We start from the raw sequence: 14,937 nt of genomic DNA on the forward strand, positions 1-14,937 counted from the left end.
TCTATAAAAAATGTTATTGCTTCTCTAACAACTGTGATAAGGTAGAATAGGATTCATCCATTTTATTTTTAAAAATATATTTTCGTAAAAATATGATAAATGCCAGACCCATAGCTAATCCAGAGATTGTCATATAATAGATTGGGAAGGGTGAAAATAAAGCAGCAAAGAATAAAAAAACACTTAAAAATACATATCCACGAATCTTTTTTTTGGCTAAAGCAATTTCCTTGTATTTCTTCCATGAGGCTTCCCTTTTACTGATTCGATTTTCTATAATCTCATCAATTTCTTCATCCCTAGGATACAAACCACTGCCCTCTACCAGCTTTTGAAACTGATTATGATTAACAGGTATAATCCTAAACTTATCCTTAACCTTTTCAATAAAACCATAGGAATCTGTTGTAAAATCTGATGTAGTGATGATCATACCCTTTTCCAGCTTCATATCTCGCATTTTAAATAGGAACTCCTTCATTGCTTTAACTTCTACATAGTATTCTTTTTTATAAACAAAAAAACCTATAAGAAATTCCTTCGACTCCTCATCCTTTACTTTATAAATAAAGTTTACAGAATTGTTGTGGATCTTCTCGATAGAGTATAAACCATTTCTTTTTAGAAAATCTTCGATATACTCAATTAGCTCTGGTGCAGTTTTATAAACTAGCTCTTGATAAACCTTAGCGCCTGCTATTTCTTTTCTTTTAATTTTTTTCATAGCATCAAGCTTATTTTTTCTAAACTCAATTGAAATTAGATGGAAAAGGGTTAAGGTTATTGTAGCCAGAAACAAGGACTTTAACAACCCGCCTAGGATAATAGCAGCAAGGAAGTAGGTAGCAAAAAAAATAAAAAACCTGGCAATGACATAATCAAAGATCTTTGCTCCATTGCTTCTGGTATCTTCCTTCGAAGATAAATAAAATAGTTGAAACCTTCGGCTATTCTCCCTCTTTCTTTTGTATCCTTTTATTTTAGATGAAAATATTTCATAATAAGCTTTTATTTTCCTCATAAAATCGCCTCCTTTTTATACTCTTGCCACAAAAAGGAGGCTTGATACAGGGGTATATTAAAATCCTTAGTTCAATTCTTCAATGGTTGAAATAATGTTCTTAAGACCTACTTCATCCACATTAATCATCTTAACATATTTGTTATTCCCTCCAATTCTCAGAGTTCCAGAGGTGTTATGAGCTATATAATCCATGTTTTTAGTTGAATAGACAATCAGATCAATAGGGGCACTTCCATCATCTATGGTTGTGATCTTATATCCTGCCTCTTTAAGGTGGCTTGCAACATTATGAAGCCCTTCTTGAACAGCAATGGTTTTCTTGGCCATTTTGAATCCTCCTGAAATCCAATCTCAATAGAGATTGTTATATTGTAACTAAATAAAAACCCTACTGAGGGTTTTTATTTGATTATTATCCCATGGCCCTTTCAAGTTTATCCAAATGTTGAAGGGGGAAATGCTTAAGCAGCTCTTTAAATTGCTCTACAGATAATCCTTGGGTAGTTGTGTAAATTTCAATTTTTCCATCAACATCTGCTTGAATGAATCTTTGCTTGACATCCTCAAAATTAACCATCAATCATACCTCCTTGATTAGAATATACGATTAGTATGTAAGATTATGTAACATCCTATTCAAGGTTTACAAGATCATTTTAGCTCTTAACAACAGCTACATAAGGTAAATTTCTGTATTTTTCAGCATAATCAATTCCATAGCCAACAACAAATTTATCTGGAATCTCAAAACCTAAATAATCTATATCAATAGGGCATTTTCTTCTTTCAGGCTTATCTAAAAGGGCACATATTTTCATGCTGGCTATGTTCCTTGACTTAAAATTTTCAGTTAGATATTTCAGGGTAAGGCCGGTATCTACAATATCCTCGATTATTAGTACATCCTTGCCTTCAACATCAAGGTCTAAATCCTTAAGGATTTTTACAACCCCAGAGGTCTCAGTAGATAAACCATAACTAGACACAGCAATGAAATCCACCAGTATCGGCAGATCTATTTGCCTAATAAGATCTCCTAAAAAAACATTTGCCCCTTTAAGAACTCCAATAACCACCAATTCCTTACCGGATCCACTATAGTCATTAGTTATTTCCTCACCTAAAGCCTTCACCTTATGGGCAATTTCTTCCTTACTAATCATCACCTCTATATTTTCCTTATACATGGCGATCCCCTCCTTTGAATGATAAAGATATTATAGCATAAAGATTATACAAATGAAGAATGAAGAATTTATCTATAATCTCTCATCTATAATCTCTCATCTATAATCTGGTGCTCCATTACTAATTAGTAATTACCAATTTAATTATTTTGTATTGCATTTTTTCACTTTTCACTTTTCACCTTTCATTCTATAAATATATTAACTCCTTCTCAAGATATCTCGCAATGGTATAGATAGCATCCGATAGTCTGTTTACATACTTTACTAAATCATCCCTTATCTCAGCGGATCTCCTCAGTGTTATGATTCTTCTTTCGGCCCTTCTGCAAATGGTACGAGCCATGTGTAGGCTAGCTGACTCCACACTTGTACCTGGTATAATAAATTTATCTACCTTTGGTATTTTCTCCATATATTCGTTAATAATGCTTTCTAGATAAATTATATCTTCCTCTTGAACTTTGGCCACAATCTTGCTGTTGTCTTCCGTTGCCAACTCGGCAGCTACTTTAAATAGATCTCTTTGTATTTTATATACGATCTCAATTATTTTTTTATCCTGAATAAAATTCCTAGAAAAACCCAATGCTGAATCTAATTCGTCTATTGTTCCATAGCTCTCAACACGAATATCATCCTTACTTACCCTCGTTCCATCGTAAAGGCTGGTGTCTCCCTTATCTCCAGTTTTAGTATAAATTTTCATTATTAGCCCTCCTTATTTATATTATCATTTATTATATACCAAATCTTACTAAAATTAACCTAAAAGAAAAAAGCCCTGCCGACCAAGCAGCAAGGCATTTTTTAGTCTTCAAAGAATACAGTGTTTAGTCTATGGGTACCTGAAGGGTGTTGAATGAAGCCCTTAACATTTTTTTGGGTAGCAATAATATCCTCACCAACCCAGGTAAATACCATAGGTGCATCATTTCTAATGATCTCTTGAATGATTCTATAGTACTCCTTCCTACTATCTAAATCCGTCTCTGCTCTGGCAGCATCCAATAGAATATCCACATCTTCATTCTTATAGAAGGTACTATTGCCACCAGTGCCTACTTGTGAGGAATGGAATAGAGAATACAGACCATAATCGGGATCTCCTGTTACGGTAACCCATCCAAATAGAAACATATCATGCTGTCCTGATTCAGTAACATCCAAATAGGTATCCCAATCTACTACCTTAACCTCTAAATCAATATTTATAGCCTTCAATTGATTATGAAGAATATTTGCTATATCAATTCTCTGTAAATTTTCATTAGTCCATATTGTCGCCTTAAAACCATCACCAAAGCCAGCATCCTCCATTAAGGCTTTAGCTAAATCTATATCGTACTTATATGGGACCAATTTTTGATGAGCAGCCCATACATTGGGTCCTAATGGGCCTGTTGCTTGATATCCTACTCCATAGTAAACAGCCTCCACTATAGCTGCCATATCTACAGCATGATTAATTGCCTGTCTTACTCTAATATCTTTAAAGGCTCCTCTTTCAATATTAAACCCCACAGAGGTTATAGAGAAATTTGGAGTCCTTAATAGATTAAGTTTTTCATCTTTTTCAATGATGGCTATATCAATGGGGGGAACATCATAGGAAATATCAATTTCACCAGCTTCTAGGCCGGCTATTCTGTTTTCTCCATCAGCTATAATCATAAATTTTATACTTTTTATTCTTGCGTCTTGGTTAAAATAGCCTTCAAATTTTTCAAGATGAATCATTTTTTCCTGAACCCAGTTAACAAGTCTATAAGGCCCAGTCCCGATGGGATTGGTGCCATAGTTTTCACCAGCTTCTGTAACAGCCTTTTCATTAAGAATTGAAGAAGCTGAATGGGCTAGATGGGCTAGAACTGGTGAGAAGGGTGCCTTTGTCCCAATTCTAATTGTATACCGATCATATACAACAAGCTTTTCTGGATCTAAAATACCAAGGACACCGGAAACTTGTCTTGATTCCATTCCACGTAAAAGGGTGAATTTTACATCATAGGCTGTCATTTCTTCTCCGTTATGGAAAAGGACTCCTTCCTTCAACGTAAATTCATAAGTCGTCTCATCTATTTGTATCCATTCCGATGCAAGTCCTGGTTCTAACTCCATGTTTTCGTTTTGATATATCAAAGTATCATAAATCTGGGTCATGACTCTAGCAGAAAGTTGATCGTTACTTCCGTGGGGATCTAAGGTTCTGGCATCTGCGCCTTGAGCTATAATTAATTCCTCTTCCTCCTTAACAGGTGGGTCCTCCACCCTTTCTTTAGGGTTTTTTTTGCATCCACCTAAAAATATCGATAAGATTAAAATAACGACTAGCATTAAACTGTAGCTTTTTTGTTTCATAACATAAAGCCCCCTCTTATTAACATCCCCTAAAAAACTTTACAATTTAGAAATATATATTTAATTATATAGTTAATTAAGTAGAACTTCAACAATATACCTTACTATTATAATATGCTATATCTTTGTGTAATATAAAAAAGGAAACTATTGTAATAGTTTCCCGAGGATATAGAAATATAATGATTAATATTGATAAAAGCCTTTTCCGGTTTTTCTACCAAGATGTCCTGCTCTAACATATTTTCTTAACATTGTATGAGGTCGATATTTTGTATCACCATACTCTGAATATAAAACCTCCATAATTGCTAAGCATACATCTAAACCTATTAGATCGGCTAAAGCCAGAGGTCCTATTGGATGATTGGCCCCAAGCTTCATTGCTTCGTCTATATCAACTGCAGTTGCTACACCATCTGCTAACACTCCAATTGCTTCATTGATCATTGGTACCAAAATTCTATTTACGACAAATCCAGGTGCTTCCTCAACCTTAACTGCTGTTTTCCCTAAACCTTCCGACAATCTTAAAATTTCTTCAACTATAGCCTCGTCTGTAACCATTCCTTTTATAACTTCTACTAGCTTCATTACTGGAACAGGATTGAAAAAGTGCATTCCAATTACTTTATTAGGCCTTTTGGTGGCTTGTGCCAATTCTGTAATCGATAAGGAGGATGTATTAGTTGCCAATATGGCAGATTCTTGACAAACTTCATCAAGCTCCTTAAATATTTTTTTCTTAATCTCCATGTTCTCAGTAGCTGCCTCTATGATTAAGTCACAGTCTTTTAGCTGATGAATATCCATTGTAATACTGATATTTGCCAAGGTGTTATTTTTGTCTTCATCGGTAATATTTCCTTTGTCCAGCAACTTCCCTAAAGCCTTTTCTATCCCCTTTAAGGCTTTGTTTAGGTTTTCTTGATTTAAATCCCTTATTACAGCCCTATAGCCCTTTTGAGCTGCCACTTGAGCTATTCCGCTCCCCATTGTTCCAGCTCCAATTATTCCGATCTTTTTCATTGTTTATCCTCCCCATTTAATATATTTGGTTTTTAGCATCCATTACTGGAAGCATCCATAATTCAACATTCAACATTCAACATTTAACATTGATCCCTTTATGATCTAATATTTTATTTAAACTGAGGCTTTCTTTTTTCTAAGAAGGCCTTCATTCCCTCCCTTTGATCCTCATGGGCGAAGGACAAAGCAAACAAATTCCCTTCCAATAAATTGCCATTTTCCATATTCATACTATAGCCATTATTTATGGCTATTTTGGAGTATTTAATTGCTACCCCGCTATTACCTGCCACCTTCTTAGCCATTTCAATTGCTGTTATCATCAATTCCTCAGGTTGACACACCTTATTTACAAGCCCAATTTCAAAGGCTTCCTTTGCTCCAATAATTTCACCAGTGAAAATAAGCTCCTTAGCCTTGGCTATACCCACTATCTGTGGAAGCCTTTGGGTACCTGCAAAGCCAGGAGTAGTCCCTAACCCTACCTCTGGTTGACCAAACTTTGCCTTTTCTGAGGCTATTCTAATATCACAGGCCATTGCCAGTTCACATCCACCACCTAAGGCAAATCCATTGACTGCTGCTATTACTGGAATGTCTAGGTTCTCTATTCTAGAAAAGATATCCTGACCCTCTTTTGCAAAGACTCTTGCTTCCTCTGATGTCATTATGGACATAGCCTCTATATCTGCTCCAGCGGCAAAGGCCTTACCCTCCCCGGTGATAATTAAAACCTTTATACTATCTTTTAATACTGTGTCTAAAAATCCTCCAAGCTCCATAAGCATATCATTGTTAATGGAATTTAAAACATTACTCCTATTTAATGTAAGTATACCAATTTGATCATCCAAAACCTCATATTTAATAGTTTGATACTCCATTATAATAATATCCTCCATTCATTGTAAATTTTTGATTACATGGTATATTATACTATAAAACAATTTAGTTATAAAAGGATAATTCATGGAACAAGGATATAATTGATGTTTAAATTTCTTCAATGGCTTCTTTTGGTGGTTTTATATTTTCTCTATTTCAAATATAATAGTTTTATAGAGATACAAAGGAGTACTAATATGAACATCATACAAGACATAAAAAAAGCCATAACTAATAGACCATCAAAGATTTTAGATGTGAAGAATCATTATTCTGTTTTAATTCCCATTATTGAAAATAACGGTGAGCTCTGTATTTTATTTCAAGTTAGAGCCCACCATCTCCAGCATCAACCAGGGGAAATTTGCTTTCCAGGTGGAAGAATAGAGAATAATGAAAAACCCCAGGACACAGCCATTAGAGAATCAATGGAGGAGCTGAATGTATCAAATGAAAATATTGATTTGATAGGTGTCCTAGATACCTTGGTGACCCCCTTCAATTCCATTATCTATTCTTTTTGTGGCCTTATAAAAGATATCAAGGTGAAGGATATTCATTTTAATCCCCATGAAGTGAATTCTCTTTTTACAGTTCCTGTTAAAGAGTTATTGATTCAAAAACCATTAATACATGATGTAAAAATGATTCTAAGACCCAATGAAGATTTCCCTTACTATCTAGTTGAGCAAGGCTATCAGTATGAATGGAAAAGTGGTAATTATCCAGTATTCTTTTTTAAGTATCAGAATTATGTTATATGGGGAATAACCGCTAAGCTTTTAAATAGTTTTCTAAATGTAGTAGAGGATTATGATATAAAAATATAACCCAATGCATAAGTATTGGGTGAGGTTATCGAAAAACCCCTATATTTTATACTGAGAAATTGGCTCTCGGTCAAAAGGCAGGATGAACTCAAAAATTACAGGTGTTTTCAAAACTCACCTTCGGCTCAGACATTGAAAACACTCATCTGTAATTTTCTCCTTCTTTTTTTCTTATCTCCGCAGATTTCTCATTATTTAAGAACATAGGGGTTTTAATATAGTTTTATACTTTTTCGATGGTCTGACCCAATGCATAAGTATTGGGTTGTTTATTATATTCTCTTGGTCAAAGTACATATGTATGCTAATGTTAACTGTCTCGTTCACTTGTTTCAATTCTCAATTTCATTATGGATTGTCTCCCACTGGTTCTTCTAAAACGCTGAAAACCTCCACAAAATCTTCTAGTTGTGATGAATCGAATCGAAAATAATAGCCTTCAATAAAGATATGATTTTCTTTAACCAGCCCAAAGTAACTTTCCCCATCATTAAAGTAAAAGTTAATTGGCCCGATAATCTCTTTATTTGCATCTTCAGCAGCTATTGTGTCTTCAACATGGTAGCTAAATATTTTCTCCACTAAGCTAGTAATTTCTTCTCTTTCGGTAATTCCACCTATGACATCATTATCTGTATTCTTTAATTCTATCATAATTGCTTCTGATAACTGCAGACGAAGATCTTCTTCAGTAAGGTAACTAAAATCCTCTGAGATTTCATCTTCCTCTACTGTATCCCCTTCCTCCACAACATCATTCTGGGAGTCCCTTTGGCAGCCCATAAAGGCTATAGCTGAGATAATTAATAAGAATAATAATAAGGACTTAAACCTATTCAACTTCAATCACCCACCTGTTGTGTTTATTACTTATAAAGAAACTCATCCCTTTATAACATGTTAAGGATGTATGTAATCCAATTTATATATTATATCACACTTAGTCATATAATTGCATAGGAATGATAGCCTGATAAAATGGTGTTTACACCTATATAGGTAAAAAGAATGGAAGCAAAGCCTAAAATAGCAAACCAAGCTGTTTTTTTATCTCTCCAACCCCTCCGTAGCCTTAAATGTAAATATACTGCTACTATTCTAAGTATTTAATAGTATAAGATATAAATCAAAAATTATTTATACTATAGGTTAATTTAAAAGTTTTTTCAGATATAAGTTCTGATAGGAGCATATATTTTAATAGATTAGTACTGTATTCATATATTTAAGGAGAGATCAAAATGATAACTAAACCTACAATGACCAATAACCCAACACCTCAAGAACGCTACAAACTATTAAAAACTGCTTTAATTGAAAATAGAAGGCCAGAAGACTTCGATAATATTATCGAGTTATTGGGTCCCCCTGGTGAGATTACAACAATTCTACCAGCTGGATCCTGTAAAAATATTAAGGTAGCTATACTAGGTGGAGGGTTAGCGGGCCTTTCTGCAGCCTTTGAACTGAGAAAGCTAGGCTTTAATATCACAATTTTTGAAGGAGAGGAAGATCGTGTTGGCGGTAGGGTATATACCCATTATTTTGATAAGGTGAAAAATCTTTATGGTGAGTTGGGTCCCATGAGAATTCCCGTTAGTCACGAAACAACTTGGCATTACATAGATTTGTTTGGTTTAAAAACCCGGCCATTTGCCCAAACCAATATAAATACCTTTCATTATGTAATGGATACTAGGGTTAGAAATAGGCCAGAGGCGGTGCAAAAATACATTTATCCCTTTTTTGATATGACCAGAGAAGAAAGGTCCAAAGAATGGCCTCAGCTTGAAGCAGAAGGCCTTGAAGAGTATCTACTAAAAATGAGCCCTAAAATAAGGAGGGAAATTCTAGAGATTAAAGAGGTATATTCAGAGGAAATTGTTTATGCTGATTCTTTAAATGTAAAGGAAAAATTGGAGGTTTCGGGGCTGAGTCAAGGTGCAATATCCATGCTAAGCAGTGTTAATCCCTTTATAGGTGCCTTCCTATATAATAGCTACTTTGAAATTTTACATGAAATATACCCCCTCAGCTTTACTTACCTATATGAAATAATCGGAGGAATGGTAAATCTTCCAAAATCCTTATTGAGTTCCTTATTAAATGACTTCCCAAAGGAATACTCTTTTATTTCCCAAGGGGATATTGGTAAAATTTTTTGGCGACCCGGACATGGGGTAGTAGGAATTCATCAGAATGAAAGAAATCACTCTATCGGCATCAGCTACAAAGTATCAGCAAGTGGTATAGAAGGTACAGATTACTTCGATTACGTCATCTGTGCCCTTCCCTTTTCTAATCTTAGGCTTATCAATCTAAATCCTCTATTTTCAACCAAAAAAATGGAAGCCATCAGACAAATTAACCTATCGGCGGCTCAGAAAACCATCCTCTTATGTAATTATCGATTTTGGGAAATGGGATTACCAGATGAAAGGATTCTTGGAGGAGGATCTACCACCGATATGGTTATTAATACAATTTGGTACCCCTCCAATGGAAGAGAAAAAAATGAGGGATACATCAACATGGGTCCTTTCCAATCACCTGCCTGTAAATGGTCTTTTCATAAAGGCTATAACCCATATCAGCCAGGAGTTATTACTGGCAGCTATAATTGGACTCAGGATGCAGTTAGGCTAGGAAACTTCCCAGAATCCCACAGAATTGAAATTATTAAGGAACAGGTTGAAAAGGTTCATGGTCTACCATTTAATAGTTTAGACTCTATAGTACTGGATTCTAAGAGCCTTTTATGGAATAATCATCCTTGGTCATTGGGGGGGGTAACCTTTTATATGCCTCAACAAAAGGTTGATTTTTCAAAGGTAGCTATAGCGGCTGAGTACAATAATCGATTATTTTTTGCTGGAGAGCATGTTTCAGTGTCTAGGAGTTGGATGCAGGGGGCTTTACAAAGTGGAATGCTGGCAGCCAATAGCATCGCAAGGTTCTGTAAGGTGTATCGATAATAAATAACTGTAACAAAGATGCCACCTAAAGTCATAAAATATTATATATCACCTTAGTTGAAATGGGGGGCTTTAATGGCTAACTACCAGAAGGAAGTACTAACACTATTAGCATCCGATGTATTTACTCAATTATTAACCTCTAAAAATCTTCAAATAGCTCAATTAAATGCTGCAATCTCACTGCTAATAAAAAGCCGTATACCCTTTAATTTAGAGTATAGTCCGGGTACAAGAAGATTGGCAGCTTCAGCTCAGCTTAAAATCTTTATTACTCCTAGTATCAATTTGGATTTTATCATCAGTATAGGTGAAGGTGGGGGGGTTTTTAGTACTATCTAACCAAGAATATATGATTTTCCATAGTATAAGCCTTAATTAAGGCCTCTATATCCCTCAGCCACCACATTCTTTAGCCTTAGAGCAACCTCCGCTACTTCCTTTACTGCCACCTATCCCAAAGGCTGAAAATTGAAGCATTATTTTCCATATGGTATTCCTTTTCTTAAAGTATATAAATTATTCTGTTAGAGATAATAAAAAAGGATAGAGTATCAAAAGAAAAAACATTAGAGAGGAGTATCTTCATGAACCAGTTGAACCAATTAGAATTACAAAACTTAAGGCATCTCATTGGTAGCCATCAAACTATGTCTAGAAAGTTAACTGACTATGCTAATCAGTGCCAAGACCCACAAATTAAACAAATGTTTCAGCAAAGCGCTCAATCAGCTCAACAAAATGTTCAAAGACTAATGACATTCCTATAAAAATAGAGGAGGATAACCCATGCAAGAAAAAGATATGGTAAATGATGTGCTAAGTATGACTAAGGCAGGTATGAGTGACTATACAAGAGCAATAGGTGAATGCTCCAACCAAAACCTTAGACAAACCCTTCAACAAATGAGAAATGGGGATGAGCAGTTTCAATATAACTTATATCAAATTGCAGAACAAAAGAATTATTATAAAGCTGCCCAACCAGCAAATCAACAGGATATGATGCAGGTAAAAAATCAGTTGAATCAGGGAATGCAATAAAAACAGGACCTAATATAGGTCCTATTCTTTATCATTTATTGAGGGGTTTTTTTGTAAGTTTAAAAATACCTTTTCAGGAGTTGCTGGTAGCTCTCTAATTCTTACACCGCATGCATTATATATGGCATCGGTTATGGCAGGTGAAACAGTATTGATTACGACCTCACCTATGGACTTAGCTCCGTAGGGGCCAGTCTCATCATAGCCTTCAGCTAATTCAACATGGATGTTGCCAATGTCTCTTCTTGTAGGCAACTTATACTCCATAAAGGTGTCCGTCATCAATCTTCCTGCTTCACTATATTTTACCTCTTCAAATAATGCCATTCCAATTCCTTGGACAATACCACCCTCTGCTTGAATTTTAGCCAGCATAGGATTTATTGGAGTACCACAATCAACTACACCGATAAAATCTATCAGATTAACCTTTCCTGTTTCCAAATCTACCTCAACCTCAGCAAAACCTGCCATATATGGAGGAGCCGCCTTCTTTGGTACAAAGGATCCTGTGGTAATTAGCTGCTGATGAAGAATATTATAGGTGATTTTCTGAGAGAAATCCTTAAGACTTATGGATTCCCCATTATCAATTCGGGTAATATTTTTTCCGTCAAACTGAATATTTTCTTCTTGGGTTTTAAAGTATTCAGCACTTAATTGTATAATCTCTGCCTTCATATTTTCAGCTGCCTTTATCACTGCGTTCCCTGTAGTATAGGTGGTGCTAGAGGCATAGGCCCCACTATCGAAGGGGGTTACATCAGTATCTGAGGCATAAACGTTAATGGTCTCGGTTTCTACACCAAGGGTTTCAGCAGCTATTTGTGCCAATATGGTGTCACTTCCTGTACCGATATCTGTGGCTCCGGTTAAAAGGGTAAAGAAACCATCATCATTAAGCTTAAGGGTTGCAGAAGCCATATCTATGTTGGGTAAACCAGAACCCTGTTGGGCAATGGCCATTCCTACCCCCCTTACCTTTGTTGAGCTGATTCTTTCAGATGGATACTTACTATCCCAGTTGATCAGTTCCTTACCTCGTTTAACACAGTATTCAAGCATACAACTATCCATAGGAATAGGCTCAGGACCTGCACCTTTAGTAATCATATTATATAAAGGTGTGGTTTCACCCTTCTTAATCATATTCATTTCTCTAATCTCAACAGGATCCATATTGAGCTCCTTGGCCAGCTCGTTGATTGTTGATTCTAAGGCAAAGGTTCCTTGGGTTACTCCAAAACCCCTTAGGGCTCCGCCTGGGACATGATTTGTGTATACTGCCTTACCAGAAAATTTACAGGCTTCCACCTTGTTGTAAAGGGTTAATACCTTTTTTCCCGCTGCCGAAAAGGTGGTTTGAGCATGTTCTCCATAGGCCCCAGTGTCGGAAATTCCGTCTATTTCAATGGCTTTTATTCTGCCATCCTTGGTAGCGCCAACAGTGATGTGAAATCTCATTTGATGCCTTGATGTGGTTCCTCTAAAAACCTCTTTTCTTGAATAGACAATTTTAGCAGGTTTCCCTGTCTTTAATGTTACCAAAGCAGGATAGAATTCTGAATGGGCTGTTTGCTTAGAGCCAAAGCCTCCACCAATTCGTGGCTTAATTACCCTGATCTTATTGGTAGGGAAATCTAAGGCATTTGCTAAGATTCTTCTTACATGAAAGGGAATTTGGGTTGATGTAACCACTACCAAACGATCATATTCATCTAAATAGGTATAGGTTCTTTGGGTTTCCATCATTCCTTGGGCTTGGGCTTGTGTCTTAAAGGTTCTTCTTAATACAATATCGCTTTCTTCCAGGGCCTTTTCTAGATTTCCTAGGGATAAATCTACTTTACATACAGTATTTCGTTCTCTATCAAAGCCTACATCTAGCTTGGAGAAAATATCCTTTTCGGGGTGAACTAAGATTCCACACTCCTCAGCCTTCTCATAATCTAGAACTGGTTCTAAAATTTCGTACTCTACCTTTATAAGCCTCATAGCCTTGTTGGCAGTCTTTTCATTTACAGCTGCCACTATAGCAACATCATCCCCAACGTGTCTTACATATTCATCTAATAAAAACTTATCATAGGGAGACAGCTCTGGATAGCATTGTCCTGCCCTAGTAAAGGGTTTTCTGATGATATTTTCGTGGGTAAAGATACATTCAACTCCTGGAACCTTTTCGGCAATGGATGTGTTGATCTTCTTAATTCTAGCAAAGGCATGGGGACTTCTTAACACCTTTACAATTAAGGCATCCTTTGGAGCCAAATCATCTGTATATACTGGTCTACCCTTTATCAAGGCCATTCCATCCTTTTTATTTATAGAGCTTTTAACCTCTTTCATTCTTCTTCGCCTCCATATACCTCTTGATGGCCCTTAATTGTCCTGAATATCCCGTACATCTGCATAGATTTCCATTTAAATAATGAAGGATTTCCTCATCTGTGGGTTCTTTTATGCACCTTTCTAAGTATAATATACTCATTATAGTGCCAGAACTACAATATCCACATTGGTCTACACCCTCAGATATTAAATAGTTGCCGATCCTTTCAGCCTCAGATTGAACTCCTTCAATGGTGGTTATCTCACAACCATCAGCCTTAGCTGCTAAAACAACACAGGACAATACCGCCTTTCCATCTAGATGTATTGTACAAACTCCACAGGTTCCTGTATCACATCCCTGCTTAACGGCTAAATATCCATTGCTACGTAAAACATCTATTAAAAAATCGTCGGGTTGGATTTCAAAGGATTTTGTTACCCCGTTAATCTTCACTTTTATTGTCATATCCTTTTACCTCCTCCAGGGCTCTTTTTAGAAGGACCTTACAAATCTGCCTCCTATAGGCTTCACTACCCCTAGTATTTGATCCAAAGATGATTTCTTCAGCAATGATATCAGTTGCCTCAGTTAATACTTCCTTTGACAACTCTTTACCCTTTAAAAAGTCCATGGTTTTTGTGGCAAGGATCCCTCTATTGGGTCTTGCTCCAACGGCTATACTATAGCTTCCATCCTTCATAGATAAGGCCAAATTTAATATGGCATAATCTCCCTTAGAGTTCCTCATAGACTGGAAGGAGGCAATCCTTCCAGTCTTCTTAATGATAATAGCCTCTAATATATCCCTTTCTTTACTGCCCTTTATTAAAAAGTCCCTTAAAGGAATAATACCTTGCTTATATAGCTTAACATCGGTTTCCAGCACCAACAAAGCAGTGATGGGATCTGAAAATCCATATCGTGAATATACTGTTCCACCTACAGTGACAAGATTTCTTAATTGTACTCCAACGATATCCCCTACAGACCTTGCCAATAAGTTATTAAAAACTTTATTTAATCCTTTATGCCTTTCTATATCGCCAAAGGTGGTCATAGCTCCAATTTCAAAGGTTTCTTCCTTTTCCTCTACATAGGATAGCCCAGCCTTAGATAAGTCAATTGCCAGGGAAATAGACTTAGCTCCCATTCTTAGAAAGGCTCCTCCACCAATCAGGGTGCATCCTTTATTACTTACTAATAAGTTATATGCCTCTTCAATTGATTTTGGTGCAATATACTCTTTTATACTAATCATAGATTT

The 14,937-nt window shown here is 36.0% G+C and carries 18 protein-coding genes; 5 read left to right on the top strand and 13 right to left on the bottom strand.

Annotation, left to right across the window (positions count from 1 at the left end; genetic code table 11):
* Positions 1-13 precede the first annotated feature (13 nt).
* From F8153_RS01290 to F8153_RS01320, 8 genes are all read right to left on the bottom strand, one after another.
* Positions 14-1,021, bottom strand: coding sequence for a restriction endonuclease (locus tag F8153_RS01290; protein WP_151864536.1), 1,008 nt, complete (start codon positions 1,019-1,021; stop codon positions 14-16).
* 66 nt (positions 1,022-1,087) lie between these two features.
* A complete protein-coding gene (locus F8153_RS01295) occupies positions 1,088-1,351 on the bottom strand; it encodes a YkuS family protein (RefSeq protein ID WP_151864537.1) in 264 nt (87 codons plus the stop codon).
* Positions 1,352-1,436: 85 nt separating this feature from the next.
* Positions 1,437-1,601 (bottom strand): hypothetical protein, encoded by a 165-nt coding sequence (locus F8153_RS15915; protein ID WP_192929600.1) that lies wholly within the window; start codon positions 1,599-1,601, stop codon positions 1,437-1,439.
* Positions 1,602-1,680: 79 nt separating this feature from the next.
* Positions 1,681-2,211, bottom strand: coding sequence for a hypoxanthine phosphoribosyltransferase (hpt, locus tag F8153_RS01300; RefSeq protein ID WP_151864538.1), 531 nt, complete (start codon positions 2,209-2,211; stop codon positions 1,681-1,683).
* Between the two features lie 190 nt (positions 2,212-2,401).
* Complete coding sequence (locus F8153_RS01305) at positions 2,402-2,920, bottom strand: cob(I)yrinic acid a,c-diamide adenosyltransferase (protein ID WP_151864539.1); 519 nt, start codon at positions 2,918-2,920, stop codon at positions 2,402-2,404.
* 101 nt (positions 2,921-3,021) lie between these two features.
* On the bottom strand, positions 3,022-4,572 hold the full coding sequence (locus F8153_RS01310; protein WP_151864540.1) for an ABC transporter substrate-binding protein: 1,551 nt from the start codon (positions 4,570-4,572) through the stop codon (positions 3,022-3,024).
* A gap of 186 nt (positions 4,573-4,758) precedes the next feature.
* Positions 4,759-5,601 (bottom strand): 3-hydroxybutyryl-CoA dehydrogenase, encoded by an 843-nt coding sequence (locus F8153_RS01315; RefSeq protein WP_151864541.1) that lies wholly within the window; start codon positions 5,599-5,601, stop codon positions 4,759-4,761.
* 113 nt (positions 5,602-5,714) lie between these two features.
* Entirely contained in the window at positions 5,715-6,488 is a 774-nt protein-coding gene (locus F8153_RS01320; RefSeq protein ID WP_151864542.1) for an enoyl-CoA hydratase-related protein, read from the bottom strand.
* 198 nt (positions 6,489-6,686) lie between these two features.
* Here F8153_RS01320 and F8153_RS01325 point away from each other — a divergent pair, with 198 nt between their 5' ends.
* Positions 6,687-7,319, top strand: a complete 633-nt coding sequence (locus F8153_RS01325) for an NUDIX hydrolase (protein WP_151864543.1) — start codon at positions 6,687-6,689, stop codon at positions 7,317-7,319.
* A 348-nt stretch (positions 7,320-7,667) separates the two neighbouring features.
* On the opposite strand, the gene F8153_RS01330 is transcribed toward F8153_RS01325, so the two are convergent.
* Both F8153_RS01330 and ccsA read right to left on the bottom strand, forming a co-directional pair.
* Positions 7,668-8,159 carry a hypothetical protein gene (locus tag F8153_RS01330; protein WP_151864544.1) on the bottom strand — a complete coding sequence of 164 codons (492 nt, stop codon included), beginning with the start codon at positions 8,157-8,159 and terminating at the stop codon, positions 7,668-7,670.
* 104 nt (positions 8,160-8,263) lie between these two features.
* Positions 8,264-8,425 (bottom strand): cytochrome c biogenesis protein CcsA, encoded by a 162-nt coding sequence (gene ccsA / locus F8153_RS16680; RefSeq protein WP_151864591.1) that lies wholly within the window; start codon positions 8,423-8,425, stop codon positions 8,264-8,266.
* Between the two features lie 135 nt (positions 8,426-8,560).
* On the opposite strand from ccsA, the gene F8153_RS01340 reads away from it, so the two are divergent.
* The 4 genes from F8153_RS01340 to F8153_RS01355 all read left to right on the top strand — a co-directional run bounded on the left by F8153_RS01340 (position 8,561) and on the right by F8153_RS01355 (position 11,338).
* Positions 8,561-10,294: a flavin monoamine oxidase family protein gene (locus tag F8153_RS01340; protein ID WP_151864545.1), complete on the top strand. Its 1,734-nt coding sequence runs from the start codon at positions 8,561-8,563 to the stop codon at positions 10,292-10,294.
* A 75-nt stretch (positions 10,295-10,369) separates the two neighbouring features.
* Positions 10,370-10,636 (top strand): hypothetical protein, encoded by a 267-nt coding sequence (locus F8153_RS01345; RefSeq protein WP_151864546.1) that lies wholly within the window; start codon positions 10,370-10,372, stop codon positions 10,634-10,636.
* A gap of 245 nt (positions 10,637-10,881) precedes the next feature.
* Positions 10,882-11,064 carry a spore coat protein gene (locus tag F8153_RS16685; RefSeq protein ID WP_151864547.1) on the top strand — a complete coding sequence of 61 codons (183 nt, stop codon included), beginning with the start codon at positions 10,882-10,884 and terminating at the stop codon, positions 11,062-11,064.
* A gap of 19 nt (positions 11,065-11,083) precedes the next feature.
* A complete protein-coding gene (locus tag F8153_RS01355; RefSeq protein ID WP_151864548.1) occupies positions 11,084-11,338 on the top strand; it encodes a spore coat protein in 255 nt (84 codons plus the stop codon).
* Positions 11,339-11,359: 21 nt separating this feature from the next.
* Here the strand turns inward: F8153_RS01355 and F8153_RS01360 are convergent, their stop codons facing one another.
* From F8153_RS01360 to F8153_RS01370, 3 genes are read right to left on the bottom strand one after another with little or no spacing between them, the layout of a single operon-like run.
* Complete coding sequence (locus tag F8153_RS01360; RefSeq protein WP_151864549.1) at positions 11,360-13,687, bottom strand: xanthine dehydrogenase family protein molybdopterin-binding subunit; 2,328 nt, start codon at positions 13,685-13,687, stop codon at positions 11,360-11,362.
* A complete protein-coding gene (locus F8153_RS01365) occupies positions 13,674-14,138 on the bottom strand; it encodes a (2Fe-2S)-binding protein (RefSeq protein ID WP_151864550.1) in 465 nt (154 codons plus the stop codon). Before F8153_RS01365 ends, F8153_RS01360 begins: the two co-directional genes overlap by 14 nt.
* Entirely contained in the window at positions 14,116-14,931 is an 816-nt protein-coding gene (locus F8153_RS01370; RefSeq protein WP_151864551.1) for an FAD binding domain-containing protein, read from the bottom strand. Before F8153_RS01370 ends, F8153_RS01365 begins: the two co-directional genes overlap by 23 nt.
* Between the last annotated feature and the right edge of the window lie 6 nt (positions 14,932-14,937).

This window comes from Alkaliphilus serpentinus, assembly GCF_009017255.1.
Classification (GTDB): domain Bacteria; phylum Bacillota; class Clostridia; order Peptostreptococcales; family Natronincolaceae; genus Alkaliphilus_D; species Alkaliphilus_D serpentinus.